Below are 16,202 nucleotides of genomic sequence, written 5' to 3'. Positions count from 1 at the left end.
CTTCAGCCCTTCACCGGCATCAGCACGCAGCGCACCCAGGCATTGGTGCCGGGCTGGACCGGGTAGCTGAGCAGGAATTTTTCGGCCGTCGAGTTGCGCTTGACGAAGCTGAGCCCCAGCAGCTGGCCGAAGTCGCCCAGCGGCCGTGCCCAGGCGGTTTCCACGATCCCGTTGAACCAGGTCACCTGGTCTTCCTCGCCCACGAGCAACACCACGTCGTGGCGCTGGGTCGTGAGGGTTTCGCCGGCGCTGATCAGGACCTGCAGGCCGCCGTCGCTGAGGTTCATCACCAGGCCGGCCGGCGCGTTCTGAAAGGGCACGCGGCGGAAGGCCCAATCGGGCAGCAGGCCACGCTCGTTGGATGGCGAGAAGAAGCTCACGCGCGGAAACTGACGCTTGTCGGCAAAGTCCTCGGACATGGATGGGGCCCCTTGCGGCATCGCCGAGAATGGCGGCCGCAACCATCATCGCAGAGCGCCGGGCTGCTGTGTCCCCTTATCGGGAAAGTCCGGGCCTGAATCGCGGACGCCCTCAGATGCAACGTCGAACCCTGCTGCTCTCCCTGCTCCTCACGGCCTGCGCATCCCAGCCGCCGGCCCCGGTCACGCTGGCCGGCGAATGGCGGCCCCATGCGGCCCAGCTGAGCGGCCAGGACTTCCCCATCGCCAGCTTCCGCGGCGCCACCCTGGTGCTGGGGGCTGACAGCTACGAATTCTCCGGCGACCGTGGCCGCTACCAGCTGCTGGCCGGCGGCAGCCCGGCGCGGGTGGACATCCGCGGCGAGCTTGGCCCCAACAAGGGCCGGCAGATCCAGGCCATCTTCGAGCTGGCCGGCGACGAGCTGACCATGGCCTACCAGCTCGGCAGCGGCGAGCGGCCCACCGAGTTCATCTCGCCGCTGGGCTCGCAGATCCTGGTGGTGAAGTACCGCCGTCTGCGCTGAGCCACGGCTTCATGCCGGCGTCACAGCCGGCGGTCAGCATGGCGGGCGGCCTGTACTTCCAGGGAGCCGCCATGAGCCAGTCCTTCAAACCGAACGCCGGCGCCTTGCGCGTCCGCACCGTCTGGATCTCGGACCTGCATCTGGGCACGCCCGGCTGCCAGGCCGAGGCCCTGCTGGGATTCCTGCGCGAGGTCGAGTGCGAGACGCTCTACCTGGTCGGCGACATCATCGACGGCTGGCAGCTGCGCCGCAGCTGGTATTGGCCACAGGCCCACAACGACGTGGTGCAGAAGATCCTGCGCAAGGCGCGCAAGGGATGCAAGGTCATCTTCGTACCCGGCAACCACGATGAGTTCGCGCGCCGCTACGTGGCCCACAACTTCGGCGGCGTGGACGTGGTGGAGGACTGCATCCACGAAACCGCCGACGGCCGCAAGCTCTGGGTCACCCATGGCGACCTGTTCGACGGCGTGATCCAGTGCGCCAAGTGGCTGGCCTACCTGGGCGACTCGGCCTACGAGTTCACGCTCAAGCTGAACCGCCACCTGAACAGCCTGCGGGCCCGGCTGGGCCTGCCGTACTGGAGCCTGTCGCGCTACCTGAAGCTCAAGGTCAAGCGGGCGGTCAGCTATGTCTCCGACTTCGAGCAGGCCGTGGCCCGCGAGGCGCGCAAGCGCGGCGTGCAGGGCGTGGTCTGCGGCCATATCCACCACGCCGAGATCCGCGAGATCGAGGGCGTGCTCTATTGCAACGACGGCGACTGGGTCGAGAGCCTGACCGCCCTGGTCGAGCATGCCGACGGCCGTCTCGAAATCCTGGACTACAGCGCACGCAGCCAGCTGCAGCGCCTGCTGGAATCGGTGCGAAGCGAAGCAGCGGTCGAGGAGAGCGAAGAGGCCGTGGCCTAGGGCAGGGCGCTTGACCAGGCGGCCAGCTCCTTCGCCAGCCACAGGGGCGCATCCAGCGGCAGGTCGTGGCCGGCTTGAGGATGCAGGCGCAGCGGCATTTGCCAGCACTCAGCCGTGCGGCGCGAGCATTCGGGGCTGACCAACCGGTCCTGCTCGCCGGCCAGCAGGATCAGCGGCAGACCAGGGCAGGCCTGCGGCGCCCGGTAGCCCGAGGCGGCCCGGAGCTGTCGGGCGAAGTTCAGGGCCGTCACCGGATGCCGGCGGCGCAGCTCGCACCAGGCCTCGATCAAGCCGGGCGGCGGCCTGGGCTGGCTGCTGGTCAGCTCGAAGACGCAGCGTTCGCGCCAGCGCACCGAAGGCCAGGCCAGGGCTGCCAGCATCAGCGGCAGGGCGGTCTGCCGCAGCCGCAGCCACCAGGGGCTGTGGCCGGCCAGGCTGCTGCTGACCAGGGCTACGCCGGCCAGCTCCCGCGGATGGCGCGCGGCCCAGTCCACGGCCACCATGCCGCCCAGCGACAGCCCGACCAGCAGCGGCGGCGCCGGCAAGGCGAGTTCCGCCAGCTGGGTCCGCGCGTGCTCGGTGATCTTGGCGATGCGGGTCGGGCTCTCGAGCTGATGCCAGCGGCCATTGCCCGGCAGGTCCAGCCGATGAACCCGGCTGCCTGCCGGCAGTTGATCCAGCAGCCGCTCGGGGAAGCCACCCCAATGGCCGGCCTCGCGGCTCAGGCCTCGCAGCAGAATCCAGTCGCGGCTCATCGCCTGCCCCTCCGGTACCAGCGGTCCAGCGCCGCTTCATGCTCACGGACCCGCTCGGCGCCCTGTGGCCGCCAGCGCTCGTGGCTCAGCGCGGCGCGGGCGATGAAGTCCAGCCAGCCCAGGTGGCGGCGCAGCACCCGCTGCTGCCGGTGCTCTATCAGCGGGTTGAAGATGCCATGGCGCGAGAAGAGCTGGCGCGGGTTCTTCTTGATCCATAACCAGGAGCCCATCTCCAGCGTCAGCGGCAGAAAGGTGACCGGCTCGGGTCGGGCCTGGCTCTGCAGGTAGAGGTGGTCCCAGAGGTCGCCATGGGTCAGGTACTGGCGGCTCTGCGGTTCCAGCGTGTAGGGATGGTGCAGCAGCGTGCGGTCCTGGATGCTGGCCAGGCGGTGCAGGTCGGCGAGATGGGCGATTGGGCGGGCCGTGTGGGCGAATGGGAACCAGATCCGGTCCACGAAACCGAAGCCGGAATGGCAGTCGACCGCCAGGCTGAAGCGGTGCGGCAGCAGCTGTTGCTCGACGAAGCGGCACAGGGCGGCGCTTTCCAGCTCCATGGCCTCGCCCGCGGCGCCGCGGTACCAGGGCAGGCGCGAGGAAATCCGCTGGCCGCCGACCAGGGCCGGCGCCCGCTCGTCGGCCGAGACCGGGCTGTTGCGCATCAGGTCCACGCCGCGCGGATTGGCCCGCGTGCCCAGCAGCAGGCCGCCCGGGTTGACCAGCGGAAAGAAAGCGAGCCGCAGCCCGGCCAGCATGCGGTGCAGGCCCTCGTCCCAGGAAAGCCGCGTGACCAGGCTGCGCAGAAAGGCCACCACCACCTCGCTGCCTATGCGTTCCAGCCCATGGACCCCGCCGAAGAAGCCCACGGCCGGCAGCGCTGGATCGGTGGGTCCGAGCGTGAAGGCCAGCAGCGGCAGCAGGCGCTCGCCCAGCGGCACGGCGCCCAGCTCATGCATCTGAAGCAGCGGCCCGGCCTCGGCCTGCAGGCGCAAGAGCTGGTCGATTTCGGGCAGGGACTGGGACACGCCGTCATGCTGCCGCCATCAAGTTGTCACCTGATGACGGGAGCATGACCGCGTCGCCTGTTCGCCACGCACCGCCATGAACCTGCCCAGCTCCCAGCGCCTGCTTCAGCCCCTGCTCATCACCATCGCCCTGCTGGGCGGGCTGCGCGAATGCCTGGCCCTGGCGCGCGCCCGTCGGGCCAGCCGCTGAGTGACCGGAATCTGCCCCGGATTTACCCGGGGCCGGGCCGGCCGGGCCGGGTGCCGCGGCCGGGGATAATCCGTCCCCATGCAAGATGTAAGTTCGAACGGGGCCCCCGAGGACGAGGGTCAGCGCTTCGAGGACTATTTCCGTGAAGGCTCCGCGCCGACCGAGGCGCTGCTGTGGTGGCAGCTGGAGCGCAACGAAGCCCAGCTCAACGCGCTGCGGGCCCTGTTCCATGGCCCGGCCGCCCTGGTGCGCCTGCGCGTCTGGGTGTTCCTGGAGCTGATGGCCCTGCCGGAATCGCGCCTGGCGCGCGAGACCTTGAATCAGCATTTCCACCTGCTGCGCGATGAGGCCCTGGACCTGGTGCTCAAGCGCCTGCGCGAAGCCGAGCTGCTGGCCTGGGACGGCACGAATCTCCACTACACGGTGACGCCGCTTGCCCAGACCGTGGTCGGCCTGCTGGCGCCGCTGGCCCGCGCGCCCGAGACCGACGGCGACCTGGCCACGCTGCTGGCCGGCGTGGCCGGTGCCCATCAGCTGGGCACGCTGGATCCGGCCCAGCTGCAGCACCTGCAGGCCCAGCTCTCCCGCCTTTACGACGAATTCGCCGACGCTATTGCCAGCGGCTCCGAGTTCCACCTGCGCCGGGCGCGCCAGCGCTTCGAGCGGGCGCTCAAGCTGGTGGACAAGGCCGGCGATGCGCTGCGGGCCATCATCGAACAGGCCCAGGCCGACGGCAACGCGCGCCTGGAGCGCCTGGCCCGCGAACTGGGCCTGGCCCAGGCGCGGCTGCTGGCCATGGCCAGCCAGTTCAACCGGGCGCTGCAGCAGGCCGACCGCCAGCGCGTGACCCTGGGTTCGACCGGCATCACCACCACCGATGTGCGCCGCTGGCTGCAGGGCGTGCATTTCCTTGAGAACCTGGCCCTGGGCGCGCTCTCGCGGCCGGTGCAGCCGGTGCTGGTCTCCCAGCATGAGCTGCTGGACATGGCCGAAGGCGAGTTCGAGCGCGACCGGCCGCAGGACGGCAAGCTGCCCGAGGCCTTGCCGGAGGGCCAGCAGGCGCCCGAAGGCCAGCTGGCCGTGCTGAGCCTGCCGCCCGAGATGGGCCTGATGCAGGAGCTGCTGCAGCGCTGGAGCGCCGAGGGCCACATCGAGCAGAACCTGGCCCCGGCCGTGCTGGGCGGCAGCTATGCCCGCGCCGCCTACCGGGCCCAATTGCTGCCGCTGCTGGGCGACCCGCAGGCCCAGCATCTGGCCGGCGCCACCGGCGACATGGCGCGCCAGCCCTGGCGGGTCCACTGGTCGCCCGAGCAAGGCGAAATCGACGACGAGTACGTGGACTGGATGAGCCACGGCCTGCTGCGTTCCACCGAAGCTGCTGCCGCCCCGGCAGCCCCTGAACAAGACGATCTTCCCGCTTCCGCATGAACGCCAAACTGCAAGACGAGGCCGCTTCTCTGGCGGCGCAACTGCTGGCGCGCCGCTGGCTGCCGCGCAACCATCCGCTGGTCAAGCGCGCTCTGATAGACAACGAGCTCTGGGCCGATCTGAACGAGCGCCTGGCCACGGTGGGCCTGCGCGTGATCGACAACCTCTATGCCGACCACATCAGCCTGGCCATGCTGCGCTCGGCCGAGAGTGCCGTGTTCGGCGAGACCGGCCTGGCGGCCAACAACAACCTGGACCTGCCGCGCGACGGCGTGGCCCTGCTGGTGGTGCTGTGGGCGCTGATCGTGCTGCCCAAGCGCCAGCGCCAGGTGGCTCGCGCCGATGCGGTCGAGGCCGGCCAGGGCGAGATGTTCGCAACCGACAAGCCGCTGCCGCTGGCCGCCAGCGTGGCGCCAACCGTGTCCTACCGCAGCCTGCTGGCCGACTTCGGCAACCAGCTGGGCAAGAAGCTGCGCATCGATGCCAACCTGAAGCTGCTGGAGCGCCACGGCTTCATCCTGCGCCGCGGCGAGGACATCGCCGAAGGCCCGCTCCTGGACCTGATGCTGGACTACGACCTGTTGGCGCCGCGCATCCTCGACGGCGCGCTGGCCGAGGTGCTGGGCCGCTCGACCGACCCGGTCGCCGGTGCCGAGACCAAGGCCGCCATCGAGGCGCGCCGCGAGCCTGAAGAACAAGAACAACAACAAGACGACGAGGAGCAGGCCTGATGTTTCACCTGCAATCGCTGGAACTGCTGCACTGGGACTACTGCCGGCGCGTGTCCATGCCGCTGGACGGTTCCATCATTACCATCGCCGGCCCCAATGGCTCAGGCAAGACCACGCTGCTGGATGCGATGCGCACCCTGCTGGGCCTGGAATGCTCGGGCGGCCGCACCTTCCGTACCTATGCCCGCCATGCCAATGCCGAATCGGCCTGGCTGCGCGCCCTGGTGGACAACAAGCCGCGCGGCCGCCAGAACTCCAGCCGCCCCTTCGCCAGCTCCTTGCTCTATGCCGACCAGGTGACCCTGGCCTGCCGCATCGAGCGCCAGGGCGGCGACTGGCAGCGCAAGTACATCGTGGCCGACGGCGCCCATGAGATCGAGGCCCTGATGCAGCGGCCCGAGAAGGAATGGCTGGGCATCGAGGCCTGGAAGCGCCGGCTGGAAGCGGCCGGCCTGACCCGCGCCATCGGCCGCGTGCTGGCGCTGGAGCAGGGCCAGACCGACCGGCTCTGCGAACTCTCGCCCAAGGAATTGCTGCGCCTGGTGTTCGAGGTCTTCGGCGACCAGGAAGTGCTGGACCGCTACGACCAGGCCCGCAACCACCAGCAGCAGCTGCTCAAGGAAGTGGAGCAGTCCAGCCATGAGCTGTCCCACACCCAGGCCCAGCTGTCCGATCTGGCGAACCGGGTCAACAGCTACCAGCAGTACCAGCTGCGCTTGAAGGAGCGCGAGCGCCTCGCCACCGAGGTGCTGCCGGTCTTGCACTGGGCCGAGGGCCGCCAGCGCGTGGCCCAGCAGCTGCGCGAGCTGCATCGCCAGCGCCTGTTCGCCTCGCAGGACCAGCGCCAGATGAGCGGCAAGCGGGCCGAGCTGCATGCGCTGTTCGAGAAGAACGAGGCGGCCAAGCAGAAGCTGATCGAGCTGGAGTCCCAGCGCAAGCAGGCTAGAGCCGACTTCGACGCGGCCCGCGAGGCCGAGCGGCCGGCCGAGTTGCTGGCCAAGCGCGAGGAAGAACTCAAGGCCCTGGCCGCGGTCGAGACCGATGCCCAGGAGCTGGGCGAGCGCCTGGCCACGCTGAGTGGCCAGCAGCATCAGCTGCGCGAGGCCTACACGCGGGCCAACGACCAGAGCAGGAAGGCGCAAGCCGCGATGGACGAGCTCAGCGGCCAGCGCCTGCCACCGCCGCCGACCGATGTGAGCCGCTTCTCCAAGGCCCTGGGCGACGCCGGCATCAACCACCATCTGCTGGCGGACTGCATAGACATCGCGGACGAAGCCTGGCGGGCCGCGGCCGAAGGTTTTCTGCGGCCCTCGCGCTGGGTCGTGGTGCTGGCGAGCAGCGGCGACGAGTCGCGTGCCTTCTCGCTGGCCGCCAAGGAGCGCTACCGCCACTACGTGGTCGCCGACGGCGAGCACGTGCCGGCCTCGGTGCCCAAGGACTCGCTGCTGTCCGCGCTGAAGATCAATGCCAAGGTCCCGGGCTGGCTGCTGCGCCAGCTGGCCAGCATCCGCTGCGTCAAGGACACCGAAGCCGGCAAGAACGCCGGCGGCGAATGGATCACGCAAGATGCCTACTACCGCGACGGCCGTGGCGGCCGCAGCCTGTGGGTGGAGCCGCGCGAATTCCAGTTCGGCATCTCGGCGCTCGATTCGCGCCGCAGCGCGCTGGAGCGCGAACTGACCCGCTACGACACCGAGCTGACCCGCATCGCCAAGGAACAGGCCGAGGTCGAGCGCCAGCTGAAGGACGTGCAGCGCGCGGCCCAAGGGCACAAGGCGGCTCAGGAGTTGGGCGAGCGCGCGGCTGACTTCGCCGAGGCGCGGGCCCGCATGCCGGCGCTGCGCCAGGCGCGTGTAGAGGCCTCGACCCGCATGGCCAGCCTGGAGCAGCAGCACGACCGGCTGCTGACGGAATCGACCCGAACCGAACGCGACTACGAGGCGGCCCAGGGCGGCCTCAAGGCCAGCGAGGCCAATGTGCTGCGCGTGCAGCGCGAGCATGAAGGCCGCCGCGACGAACTGCGCCAATCGGCCAAGGCTTCACGCGAAGCTCGGGCCGCGTTCCCGGCGAGCTGGGTCCAGCCCTCGCGCATCGCTTCGTTGCGCGACGAATTCGAGAATGGCAAGCAGGCCGAGATCGCCATGCGCCATGTGCAGCAGGAGCTGGACACCGGCGTTTGGGAAACCGACCCCCAGGTCCAGGAGCGCCATGCCCGCATGAACGTCTCGGTGCTGGAGCAGACCACCCAGCTGGAAGACCGGCGCGCCAGCAACGAGATGGCCCGGATCGCCGCCTTCAATGCCCGCGAGCGCTACATCGACGTGCTGCGTGCCACCGTGCGCCGCTACAAGAAGAACGTGCAGGAGCTGGGCGAGCTGGCCGGCGTGATCGCCCAGGCCGAGCTGCCGCACCTGGACAACGACGACACGGTGCTGGCCCAGGCCGGCCTGCAGGTCAGGTTCAACTTCGACGGCAAGGGCGAGGTCGGCCTGAACGACGGCGAAGCCTCGGGCGGCCAGCAGGTGCTGAAGAGCCTGATCCTGCTGGTGGGCCTGATGAAGGACGACGAGACCCCGGGCGGCTTCGTCTTCATCGATGAACCGTTCGCCCACCTGGACGTGCGCAACATCCAGCTGGTCGGCCATTTCCTGCGTTCGACCCGGGCCCAGTACCTGCTGACCACGCCGATCACGCACAACGTCGAGGTCTTCGAGCCCAGCGAGATCACCTTGATCACCTCGAAGAAGGCCCGCGGCGACCGCTGGGCCCCGGCAATTGCGGTGCTGGCGAGAAGGCCGGAGAAGTCGGTCTACGACTGAAGTGGCTCAAAGCCCCTTGTAGGCCGTGATCGAGACGATATGCCCGGCCTCGTCGAAGCCCAGCGCATCGACGACCCGCAGCCGGATTTCGCCGTTGACCGTGATCGCCAGCTCGGCGGCGGCGCGGCGCTCGCCCTCGTAGACGGCGAGCACCTCGATCGTCAGCGACGCGGCGGATTCGAAGTTCTTGCGGGTCTCTTCCAACGCGGCCGCCTTGCCTTGGACCGCCAGGTTCCAGTCGGCCAGGCGGATGCCGTCGGCAAACTGTTTTTCTATGCGGGCCAGGTCCTTGGCTTCATAGGCCTGCAGATAGGCGAGCAGACGCTCGGTCGGCGTGGGCTCTGCGGTAGCGAAGCTGAATTCCAGTTCCTCGTCGCCGAGCCGGTCGCGCTTGCCCGTGGGGCGCCAGCCGAGATGGCGGTAGAAGCCATGCGAGCGCGTGGCCGGGTCGGAGGAGCAGCCCAGGAACAGGCGCTGGTGGCCGCGTTCGCGCAGCAGGCTCATAGCACGGTCCAGCAGGGCGCGGCCCAGGCCCTGGCCTTCGCAATCGGGTAGCAGGGCCAGCACCACGATCTCTCCGTTGGTGGCGTCGCCAAAGCAGTAGCCGGCCAGGCGCTCGCCGTCGAAGGCCAGCATGCCGGGCAGGCGGTCCTCGCGCACATCGGCCGACCAAGAGGCCTCGGTCACGCCCAGCTCGGCCAGGCGTGTGGTCGAAACCGCGTTCTGGCGGGTGCGGCCGCGCAGCTCTATGCAGGCGGCGATGTGGTGCGGCAGGGCGGGGCGGAACTGGAGGCTGGGGCTCATGCCGGCATTGTCGGCGGCACTTGCCAGTGCCATTGGTCAGTCCCGCGGACCGGGGCGATCACCGAGGGTCACCCGGCCCTCCGACCTCTAAGATGCCAGGGTGCCGCCTGCCCTCGATCTGGCGCGGCCCTTTCACCCATCCACCCTCCACGAGAAGGAATCGGGATCACCATGCAGTTCCGCAAGACTCCGCTGGCCAGCCTGTTGACGCTGGCCCTGCTGTCGGCCCAGGCATTCGCCGACGAAGCCCCCAAGAAGCCGACCCAGGACACGCCTGCCGCCAAGCCCGCCACCCCGGCCGCTTCGGCGCCCGCCGTGACGCCGCCGGCCGCCCCGGCCGCTGACGAACCCAAGGCCTACGACAAGGTCATCACCTCGGAGGCCAAGACCCAGTCCGGCCTGTTCAAGCTGCATTCGATCAAGAACAAGCTGTACTTCGAGATTCCCAAGGCCCTGCTGGACCAGCAGCTGCTGATGGTGGCCACGGCCACGGCCGTGCCCACCGGCACCGACCACATCGGCCGCGAGATCAACGAGGACGTGGTGCGCTTCGTGCTGAAGGGCAACAAGGTCCTGTTCCAGACCGTCAGCCATGCCTATGTGAGCGACCCGGGCCGCGCCATCGCCCCGGCCGTCGAGGGCTCGCAGCGCGACACCATCCTGGCCAGCTTCAACGTCGAGGCCTTCGCCAAGGACGGCGCGCCGGTGATCGAGGTCAGCCGTCTGTTCACGACCGAGGTTGGCGACTTCACCGCCCGCCAGGTGGTGCGCGGCACGGGCCTCGACAGCGCCCGCAGCTTCGTCGAGCAGTCCAAGGCCTTCGCCGGCAGCGTCCGCGTGGATGCGGTCCAGACCTATTCGCTGATGAGCACGCCGCTGCAGCTGCCGCCGGGCTTCCCGGCCCAGCCGCCGGCTCCGACCAAGAGCGGCAGCGTCAACGTGGCCTACAGCATCGTCAAGCTGCCCGAGCAGCCGATGATGCCGCGCCTGATGGACGACCGCATCGGCTTCTTCAACATCTCGCGCGTCGACTACGGCAGCCATGAGCACGAGAGCAAGCGCGAGCGCCTGATCACCCGCTGGCGCCTCGAGAAGAAGGACCCGAACGCCGCCTTGAGCGAGCCGGTCAAGCCCATCGTCTGGTACATCGACAAGGCCACGCCGGCCAACCTGGTGGCCTACGTCAAGCGCGGCGTCGAGGAGTGGAACGTGGCCTTCGAGGCCGCCGGCTTCAAGAACGCGGTGCAGGCCAGGACCTTCCCGACCAAGGAAGAGGATCCCGAGTTCGATCCGGAAGACGTGCGCTACAGCATCATCCGCTGGGTGCCTTCGCCGGTGGCTAACGCCTATGGTCCGCACCTCAGCGACCCGCGCAGCGGCGAGATCCTGAATGCCAACATCGTCATGTATCACAACATCATGCAGCTGCAGCGTGATTGGTACGTGACCCAGGCCGGTGCCGTCGATCCGCGCGCTCAGAAGCTGCCCCTGCCCGACGACTTGATGGGCGACCTGGTGGCCTATGTGGTGACCCACGAGGTGGGCCATTCGCTGGGCTTCCCGCACAACATGAAGTCCAGCTCGCTCTACCCGGTCGAGAAGCTGCGCGACCCCAAGTGGCTGAAGGAAATGAGCCACGTCGCCACGCTGATGGACTACAGCCGCTTCAACTACCTGGTCCAGCCCGAGGACAAGGTCGATCCGGCGCTCCTGATCCCCAAGATCGGCCCCTACGACATCTTCGCCACCAAGTGGGGCTACATGCCGATCCCGAGCGCCAAGACGCCGGAGGACGAGAAGACCGTGCTGAACGCGCTGGCCCGCGAACAGGACAGCAAGCCCTGGCTGCGTTTCAGCACGCCCAAGGGCGAGGGTGACTACGGCGAGAACACCGAGGCCGTCGGCGATGCCGACGCGGTGACCGCCACCGGCCTGGGTACCAAGAACCTCAAGCGCATCGTCAAGATGCTGCCGGGCATGACCCTGACCGACGGTCGCGAGGACAAGGCGCTGGAAGAGCTGTACGCCGCCACCTGGGGCCAGTGGAACCGTGAGCTGGGCCATGTGGTCGCCATCGTCGGCGGCTACAGCACCCACAACAAGCATGGCGACCAGCCCGGCGCCATCTTCAGCGCCGCGCCCAAGGCCCAGCAGGCCCGCGCCGTGAAGTTCCTGTCGGAACAGCTGCTGGCCACGCCGACCTGGATCCTGGATCCGGCCATCACCGAGCGCCTGCGTCCCTCGGCCCCGGGCAACGCCTTGCTGAACAGTCAGCGCAATGTGCTGCGTGGCCTGCTGGACCGCTCGCGCATGGCCCGCCTGCAGCAGCAGGAAGCCGCCGCCGGCGACAAGGCCTACCGTGCCGACGAGCTGCTGGCCGACCTGCGCTCCGGCGTGTTCGGCGAGCTGAACAGCGGTGCCAAGATCGCTCCGGCCCGCCGCAACCTGCAGCGCGCCTATCTGGAGCTGCTGGGCGAGCGTCTGAACCAGGCCGGCTCGTCGGCCGGCGACGACAGCAAGCCGCTGGTGCGTGCCGAGCTGATCGACCTGCGCGGCCTGCTGTCCGCCAAGGCCGGCGGCGCCGGTGACCGCACCCAGCGTGCCCACCTGGTCGCGATGGCCGACTACATCGGCAAGGTGCTGGACCCGAAGATGGCCGACAACAGCTCGACCGGCATCACCACCACGGTGCGAGTCGGCATCGACAGCGAGCAGAGCTGCTGGCCGACGGGCGAGTAAGCAAGCAAGCCCAAAGCGGGAGCGGAGCGTGGCCTGGCGGCCCGCTCCGCTTTTTTGTTGGCGCGGCAGGCCCGGCAGAGCCCGCTGCGGGGCGCAGGCGTGCAGGTCGGCCCCAAGGGCCGACTGCCCTCGGTGCTCGCAGCCCGGGTCGCAGCGCAAAACTCACTGCGCTTCCTTCGGGCGCTCCGTTCAAACAATTGCGCTGAGTCAGTTGAACGAAGCGCGCATTCGCGCGCCGACCCGGGCTACTGCGCTCTCGGCTGCCCACATGCGCCCCGCAGCGGGCTCTGCCGGGCCTGCAACCACGAGGGTGGCATGCGAAGAAATCGGCGCCTGCCATGGCTGCCCGGCCCGCGTCCGGGCCGGCACGGCTTTGCCTAATCGGACAACAGCGAGCTCAATTTCTAGCGTGCGTCACCCGGTACTCCGCCACCCCCGGCAGCTCATGGATATGGCCAGTGAAGCGGCACAGGGTCTGGCCCTTGTAGTTGCGCTTGGCGGTGCAGACGAAGCGCCATTCCTCGCGTTCGCCGTGCTTTTCTATGCTCAGCGAACCCGGCGCGAAGCGAAAGCCCAGGCCGTTGGTGAAGGCGGCCAGTTCTTCCTGGGTGAAGCGGCGGCCCGCATCGCCGCGCAGCATCACCGAGATCGCCGGATGCGAGGGCAGTTGGTTCTCCAGCTTGGCGCCCCACATCATCAGGCTGGCGCAAAGCAGGGTCAGCGAGATGGCGGCGAAATAGAAGCCCATGCCCAGCACGATGCCTATCGCCGAGGCCGCCCACAGCGAGGCGGCCGTCGTCAGACCCGAGATGTTCATGCCCTCGCGCATGATCACGCCGGCGCACAGAAAACCAATGCCGGTCAGCACGCCCTGGATCACACGGGTGGGATCGGTGAACTGCGGAACGCTGCCACCGGCCACATGGCCACCGAACCATTGGTCGGGATAGCCGACCAGGATGATGGTGGCGCAGGAGGCCATGCAGACCAGCGCATAGGTGCGCATGCCGGCGGCGCGGCCGTGGTAGGCCCGCTCGTAGCCGAGTATCAAGCCAAGAATCATCGCGCCCAGCAGATGCATCAGCATCAGCACATTGGCCGCCCATTGCGTGGCGTTCCAGTAGCGCAGCAGGTGGTCGAGGTCGAGGAGGTTCATGGGCCGATGCTAATCCCGGCTTTTGCGACAGCGCCATGGAAAAGGGGCCCGAAGGCCCCCAAACAAGGGCCAGTGTGGCCCCTCGTGTTGCGTCCGTATCAAACGGCCAGCAGTTCCACCTCGAACAGCAGTGTGGCATTCGGCGGAATCACGCCGCCGGCGCCGCGGGCGCCGTAGCCCAGCTCGGGCGGGATCACCAGCATGCGGGTGCCGCCAATCTTCATGCCCTGCACGCCTTCGTCCCAGCCGCGGATGACTTCACCGCCGGCCAGGCGGAAGCGGAACGGGTCACGGCGGTCCTTGCTCGAATCGAACTTCTTGCCCTTGCCGCCGTTCTTGTAGAGCCAGCCGGTGTAGTGCACCGTGACGCGGGCGCCGGCCTTGGCCTCGGCGCCTTCACCAACCACGGTGTCCTGGTACTGCAGGCCGCTGTCCAGCGTGGTCAGCGCCAGCTCGATGGCTTCGTCGCCGCCGGCCAGGGCCAGCAGTTCCACTTCGAACAGCAGCGTGGCATTGGGCGGGATCACGCCGCCGGCGCCGCGGGCACCGTAGCCCAGCTGCGGCGGGATGACCAGGGTGCGCTTGCCGCCGATCTTCATGCCCTGCACGCCTTCGTCCCAGCCGCGGATGACCATGCCGCCATCCAGCTCGAACTGGAAGGGGTCGTTGCGGTCGCGGCTGGAGTCGAACTTGGCACCCTTCTGGCCGTTCTCGTACAGCCAGCCGGTGTAGTGGACGGTGACGTCGTGGCCCGACTTGGCCTCGGCGCCGCCGCCGAGCTCGGTGTCCTCGATCTGCAGGCCGCTGGCGGTGGTGTTCATGGTGTTCTGTCCTCGTCGAAAACTGCGAAATTCAAGGGCGGCATCATGCCACGCCAGGCTTGCACGGCCGCGGCCAGCCAGTCGGCGACGCTGTCGGCTTCGACCCGCAAACCTAGCGCCAGACCGGCGGAGCGCAGGGCGGCCAAGGGATCGTCCAGGTCCAGCGCCTGGGCGCCGTTCTGCTTGGACAGCTTCTCCCCGTTCTGGCCCAGCACCAGGGGCGTGTGCAGATAGCGTGGCGGGTTCAGCCCCAGCTGGCGCTGCAGCCAGAGCTGGCGCGGCGTGTTGTCGGCCAGGTCCTCGCCGCGCACGATGTCGGTGATGCCCTGCTCGGCGTCGTCTATGACCACGGCCAGCTGGTAGGCCCAGAGCCCATCGGCCCGCCTGAGCACGAAGTCGCCGACCTCGGCTTCCAAGTCTTGCTGCTGGGCGCCGAGGCGGCGGTCCTGCCATTCGATGCTTCCGCTGCTGGCCGTCAGCAAGCGCCAGGCACGTGCCGCGCGGCCATGCAGCCCTGTCCGGCAGGTGCCCGGATAGACCAGTTCGCCATGGCGTTCGGTCGCTCGGCCGGCGGCTTCGACGGCGCGTTGGATGTCGGCACGGGTGCAGACGCAGCCATAGGCCAGCCCGGCATCGACCAGTTGCTGCAGCGCCTTCTCGTAGAGCGCATCGCGCTGCGACTGCCAGACCGGTGCTTCGTCCGGCAAGAGACCGCAGCGGGCCAGCTGGTCGAGGATCAGGCGGTCGGTGCCCGGCTGGCAGCGCGGACCGTCCACATCCTCGATGCGGACCAGCCAGCGGCCCTCATGGGCCCGCGCGTCCAGCCAGCTCGCCAGCGCCGCCACCAGCGAACCGGCGTGCAGGGGACCGGTGGGCGAGGGCGCGAATCGACCCCGGTAGTCCATCAGAGGATCAGGCCCTCGTGCTGGGTCAGCAGGGCCTGGCGGGTCTTGGGGCTCTTGAGCCTGTCCAGCCACCAGGCCAGGGCCTTACCGGGGGCCTGGCCGCTGTCGCGCCAGGCGTAGTGCAGGGCGGCCAGGCGACGACCCTGGAAGGTGCTCTTGACCACCAGGCGGCCGGCTTCGACATGGCGCTGCACCATGCTGGCCGGAATGCCGCCGCAGCCCAGGCCGCGCAAGATGCATTCGAGCTTGACCGCCATCGAGGGCACGGTCAGCACGTCCTGGCCGGGCACGATGCCGGCGGTGATGGGCGTCAGCTGGCGGGCGGTGTCGGCCACGGCGACGACTCGGTGATCGACCAGCATGGCGGCAGTCAGCGGCTCCTCGGCCGCGGCCAGCGGATGGTGGGGCGCCACGCAGAACAGCAGCTCCAGGTCGCCCAGGGTCTCGCACAGCACCGAGCTGCCGGGCAACTGTGGCGGCGTGCCTATGGCCAGGTCGGCCTGGCCCGAGACCAGGGCCTCCCAGGTGCCGGACAGCACCTCGGTGCGCAGCTTGAGCCGGGTCGGCGGGCCCTGCGTGCCGTCGCCGGCATCGAGCTTGTAGAAGTCGTCGAACAGCTCGAACAGCGCCCGGCGGGCCAGGGCGTCGTCGATGGCGATGGTCAGCTCGGTCTCCCAGCCGGTGGCGACGCGGCGCACCCGATTCGCCACGGCGTCGATTTCCTGCAGCAGGCGGCGGCCTTCGTTGAGCAGCTCCTGGCCTGCGGCGGTCAGCTGGGCCTGGCGCGAGCGGCGGTCGAACAGCAGCACGTCCAGCGTGTCTTCCAGCTGGCGCACGCTGTAGGTCAGGGCCGAGGGCACCTTGCCCATCTCGCGCGCCGCCGCGGCGAAGCTGCCGGTGCGGGCGATGCAGTCCATCATCGCCAGCGCCTCGGGCGTCAGCACATTGCGTTTGTCGGTCTGGGCCGTGGTCTTCATGGTG

The 16,202-nt window shown here is 69.0% G+C and carries 14 protein-coding genes and 1 pseudogene; 6 read left to right on the top strand and 9 right to left on the bottom strand.

Annotated elements, in window-relative coordinates; all coding sequences use genetic code 11:
- Nucleotides 1–2: 2 nt before the first annotated feature.
- Nucleotides 3–419 (bottom strand): hypothetical protein, encoded by a 417-nt coding sequence (locus QT382_RS05805; RefSeq protein ID WP_289253087.1) that lies wholly within the window; start codon nt 417–419, stop codon nt 3–5.
- Nucleotides 420–535: 116 nt separating this feature from the next.
- Between QT382_RS05805 and QT382_RS05800 the strand changes: the two genes are divergently transcribed.
- Nucleotides 536–943, top strand: a complete 408-nt coding sequence (locus tag QT382_RS05800; protein ID WP_289253086.1) for a TIGR03067 domain-containing protein — start codon at nt 536–538, stop codon at nt 941–943.
- Between the two features lie 71 nt (nt 944–1,014).
- A complete protein-coding gene (locus tag QT382_RS05795) occupies nt 1,015–1,851 on the top strand; it encodes a UDP-2,3-diacylglucosamine diphosphatase (protein ID WP_289253085.1) in 837 nt (278 codons plus the stop codon).
- On the opposite strand, the gene QT382_RS05790 is transcribed toward QT382_RS05795, so the two are convergent.
- On the bottom strand, nt 1,848–2,606 hold the full coding sequence (locus QT382_RS05790; protein ID WP_289253084.1) for an alpha/beta fold hydrolase: 759 nt from the start codon (nt 2,604–2,606) through the stop codon (nt 1,848–1,850). The two genes, QT382_RS05795 and QT382_RS05790, sit on opposite strands and share 4 nt — an antisense overlap.
- The gene (locus QT382_RS05785; RefSeq protein ID WP_289253083.1) at nt 2,603–3,628 is read right to left on the bottom strand and encodes a M14 family zinc carboxypeptidase; all 1,026 of its coding nucleotides are present in this window, start codon (nt 3,626–3,628) and stop codon (nt 2,603–2,605) included. The genes QT382_RS05790 and QT382_RS05785 overlap by 4 nt, the downstream gene beginning before the upstream one ends.
- Before the next feature lie 268 nt (nt 3,629–3,896).
- On the opposite strand from QT382_RS05785, the gene QT382_RS05780 reads away from it, so the two are divergent.
- From QT382_RS05780 to QT382_RS05770, 3 genes are read left to right on the top strand one after another with little or no spacing between them, the layout of a single operon-like run.
- On the top strand, nt 3,897–5,246 hold the full coding sequence (locus QT382_RS05780) for a hypothetical protein (protein ID WP_289253082.1): 1,350 nt from the start codon (nt 3,897–3,899) through the stop codon (nt 5,244–5,246).
- Nucleotides 5,243–5,977 (top strand): DUF4194 domain-containing protein, encoded by a 735-nt coding sequence (locus QT382_RS05775; RefSeq protein WP_289253081.1) that lies wholly within the window; start codon nt 5,243–5,245, stop codon nt 5,975–5,977. The genes QT382_RS05780 and QT382_RS05775 overlap by 4 nt, the downstream gene beginning before the upstream one ends.
- The gene (locus QT382_RS05770; protein WP_289253080.1) at nt 5,977–8,796 is read left to right on the top strand and encodes an ATP-binding protein; all 2,820 of its coding nucleotides are present in this window, start codon (nt 5,977–5,979) and stop codon (nt 8,794–8,796) included. Before QT382_RS05775 ends, QT382_RS05770 begins: the two co-directional genes overlap by 1 nt.
- Before the next feature lie 6 nt (nt 8,797–8,802).
- Here the strand turns inward: QT382_RS05770 and QT382_RS21040 are convergent, their stop codons facing one another.
- The gene (locus QT382_RS21040; RefSeq protein WP_353957257.1) at nt 8,803–9,600 is read right to left on the bottom strand and encodes a GNAT family N-acetyltransferase; all 798 of its coding nucleotides are present in this window, start codon (nt 9,598–9,600) and stop codon (nt 8,803–8,805) included.
- 171 nt (nt 9,601–9,771) lie between these two features.
- Here QT382_RS21040 and QT382_RS05755 point away from each other — a divergent pair, with 171 nt between their 5' ends.
- Nucleotides 9,772–12,339, top strand: a complete 2,568-nt coding sequence (locus tag QT382_RS05755; RefSeq protein ID WP_289253079.1) for a zinc-dependent metalloprotease — start codon at nt 9,772–9,774, stop codon at nt 12,337–12,339.
- A 397-nt stretch (nt 12,340–12,736) separates the two neighbouring features.
- On the opposite strand, the gene QT382_RS05750 is transcribed toward QT382_RS05755, so the two are convergent.
- From QT382_RS05750 to QT382_RS05730, 5 genes and pseudogenes are all read right to left on the bottom strand, one after another.
- A complete protein-coding gene (locus QT382_RS05750; RefSeq protein ID WP_289253078.1) occupies nt 12,737–13,495 on the bottom strand; it encodes an MgtC/SapB family protein in 759 nt (252 codons plus the stop codon).
- Between the two features lie 98 nt (nt 13,496–13,593).
- Entirely contained in the window at nt 13,594–13,941 is a 348-nt protein-coding gene (locus QT382_RS05745) for an FKBP-type peptidyl-prolyl cis-trans isomerase (RefSeq protein WP_502929880.1), read from the bottom strand.
- Between the two features lie 30 nt (nt 13,942–13,971).
- Nucleotides 13,972–14,316: pseudogene (locus tag QT382_RS05740) on the bottom strand (FKBP-type peptidyl-prolyl cis-trans isomerase); the annotation flags it as partial.
- A complete protein-coding gene (gene gluQRS / locus QT382_RS05735) occupies nt 14,313–15,221 on the bottom strand; it encodes a tRNA glutamyl-Q(34) synthetase GluQRS (RefSeq protein WP_289253077.1) in 909 nt (302 codons plus the stop codon). The pseudogene QT382_RS05740 and the gene gluQRS, both read right to left, overlap by 4 nt.
- Nucleotides 15,221–16,198 carry a LysR substrate-binding domain-containing protein gene (locus QT382_RS05730; protein ID WP_289253076.1) on the bottom strand — a complete coding sequence of 326 codons (978 nt, stop codon included), beginning with the start codon at nt 16,196–16,198 and terminating at the stop codon, nt 15,221–15,223. The genes gluQRS and QT382_RS05730 overlap by 1 nt, the downstream gene beginning before the upstream one ends.
- Between the last annotated feature and the right edge of the window lie 4 nt (nt 16,199–16,202).

It is taken from the genome of Pelomonas sp. SE-A7 (assembly GCF_030345705.1).
Lineage (GTDB): Bacteria > Pseudomonadota > Gammaproteobacteria > Burkholderiales > Burkholderiaceae_C > JAUASW01.
This window is presented reverse-complemented; position numbering and strand designations above follow the sequence as displayed.

Excerpts from the sequence above, each read along its gene's own strand:
- QT382_RS05805 (WP_289253087.1), bottom strand. The coding sequence starts at position 419 with ATGTCCGAGGACTTTGCCGACAAGCGTCAGTTTCCGCGCGTGAGCTTC.
- QT382_RS05800 (WP_289253086.1), top strand. The coding sequence starts at position 536 with ATGCAACGTCGAACCCTGCTGCTCTCCCTGCTCCTCACGGCCTGCGCA.
- QT382_RS05795 (WP_289253085.1), top strand. The coding sequence starts at position 1,015 with ATGAGCCAGTCCTTCAAACCGAACGCCGGCGCCTTGCGCGTCCGCACC.
- QT382_RS05790 (WP_289253084.1), bottom strand. The coding sequence starts at position 2,606 with ATGAGCCGCGACTGGATTCTGCTGCGAGGCCTGAGCCGCGAGGCCGGC.
- QT382_RS05780 (WP_289253082.1), top strand. The coding sequence starts at position 3,897 with ATGCAAGATGTAAGTTCGAACGGGGCCCCCGAGGACGAGGGTCAGCGC.
- QT382_RS05775 (WP_289253081.1), top strand. The coding sequence starts at position 5,243 with ATGAACGCCAAACTGCAAGACGAGGCCGCTTCTCTGGCGGCGCAACTG.
- QT382_RS05770 (WP_289253080.1), top strand. The coding sequence starts at position 5,977 with ATGTTTCACCTGCAATCGCTGGAACTGCTGCACTGGGACTACTGCCGG.
- QT382_RS21040 (WP_353957257.1), bottom strand. The coding sequence starts at position 9,600 with ATGAGCCCCAGCCTCCAGTTCCGCCCCGCCCTGCCGCACCACATCGCC.
- QT382_RS05755 (WP_289253079.1), top strand. The coding sequence starts at position 9,772 with ATGCAGTTCCGCAAGACTCCGCTGGCCAGCCTGTTGACGCTGGCCCTG.
- QT382_RS05750 (WP_289253078.1), bottom strand. The coding sequence starts at position 13,495 with ATGAACCTCCTCGACCTCGACCACCTGCTGCGCTACTGGAACGCCACG.
- gluQRS (WP_289253077.1), bottom strand. The coding sequence starts at position 15,221 with ATGGACTACCGGGGTCGATTCGCGCCCTCGCCCACCGGTCCCCTGCAC.
- QT382_RS05730 (WP_289253076.1), bottom strand. The coding sequence starts at position 16,198 with ATGAAGACCACGGCCCAGACCGACAAACGCAATGTGCTGACGCCCGAG.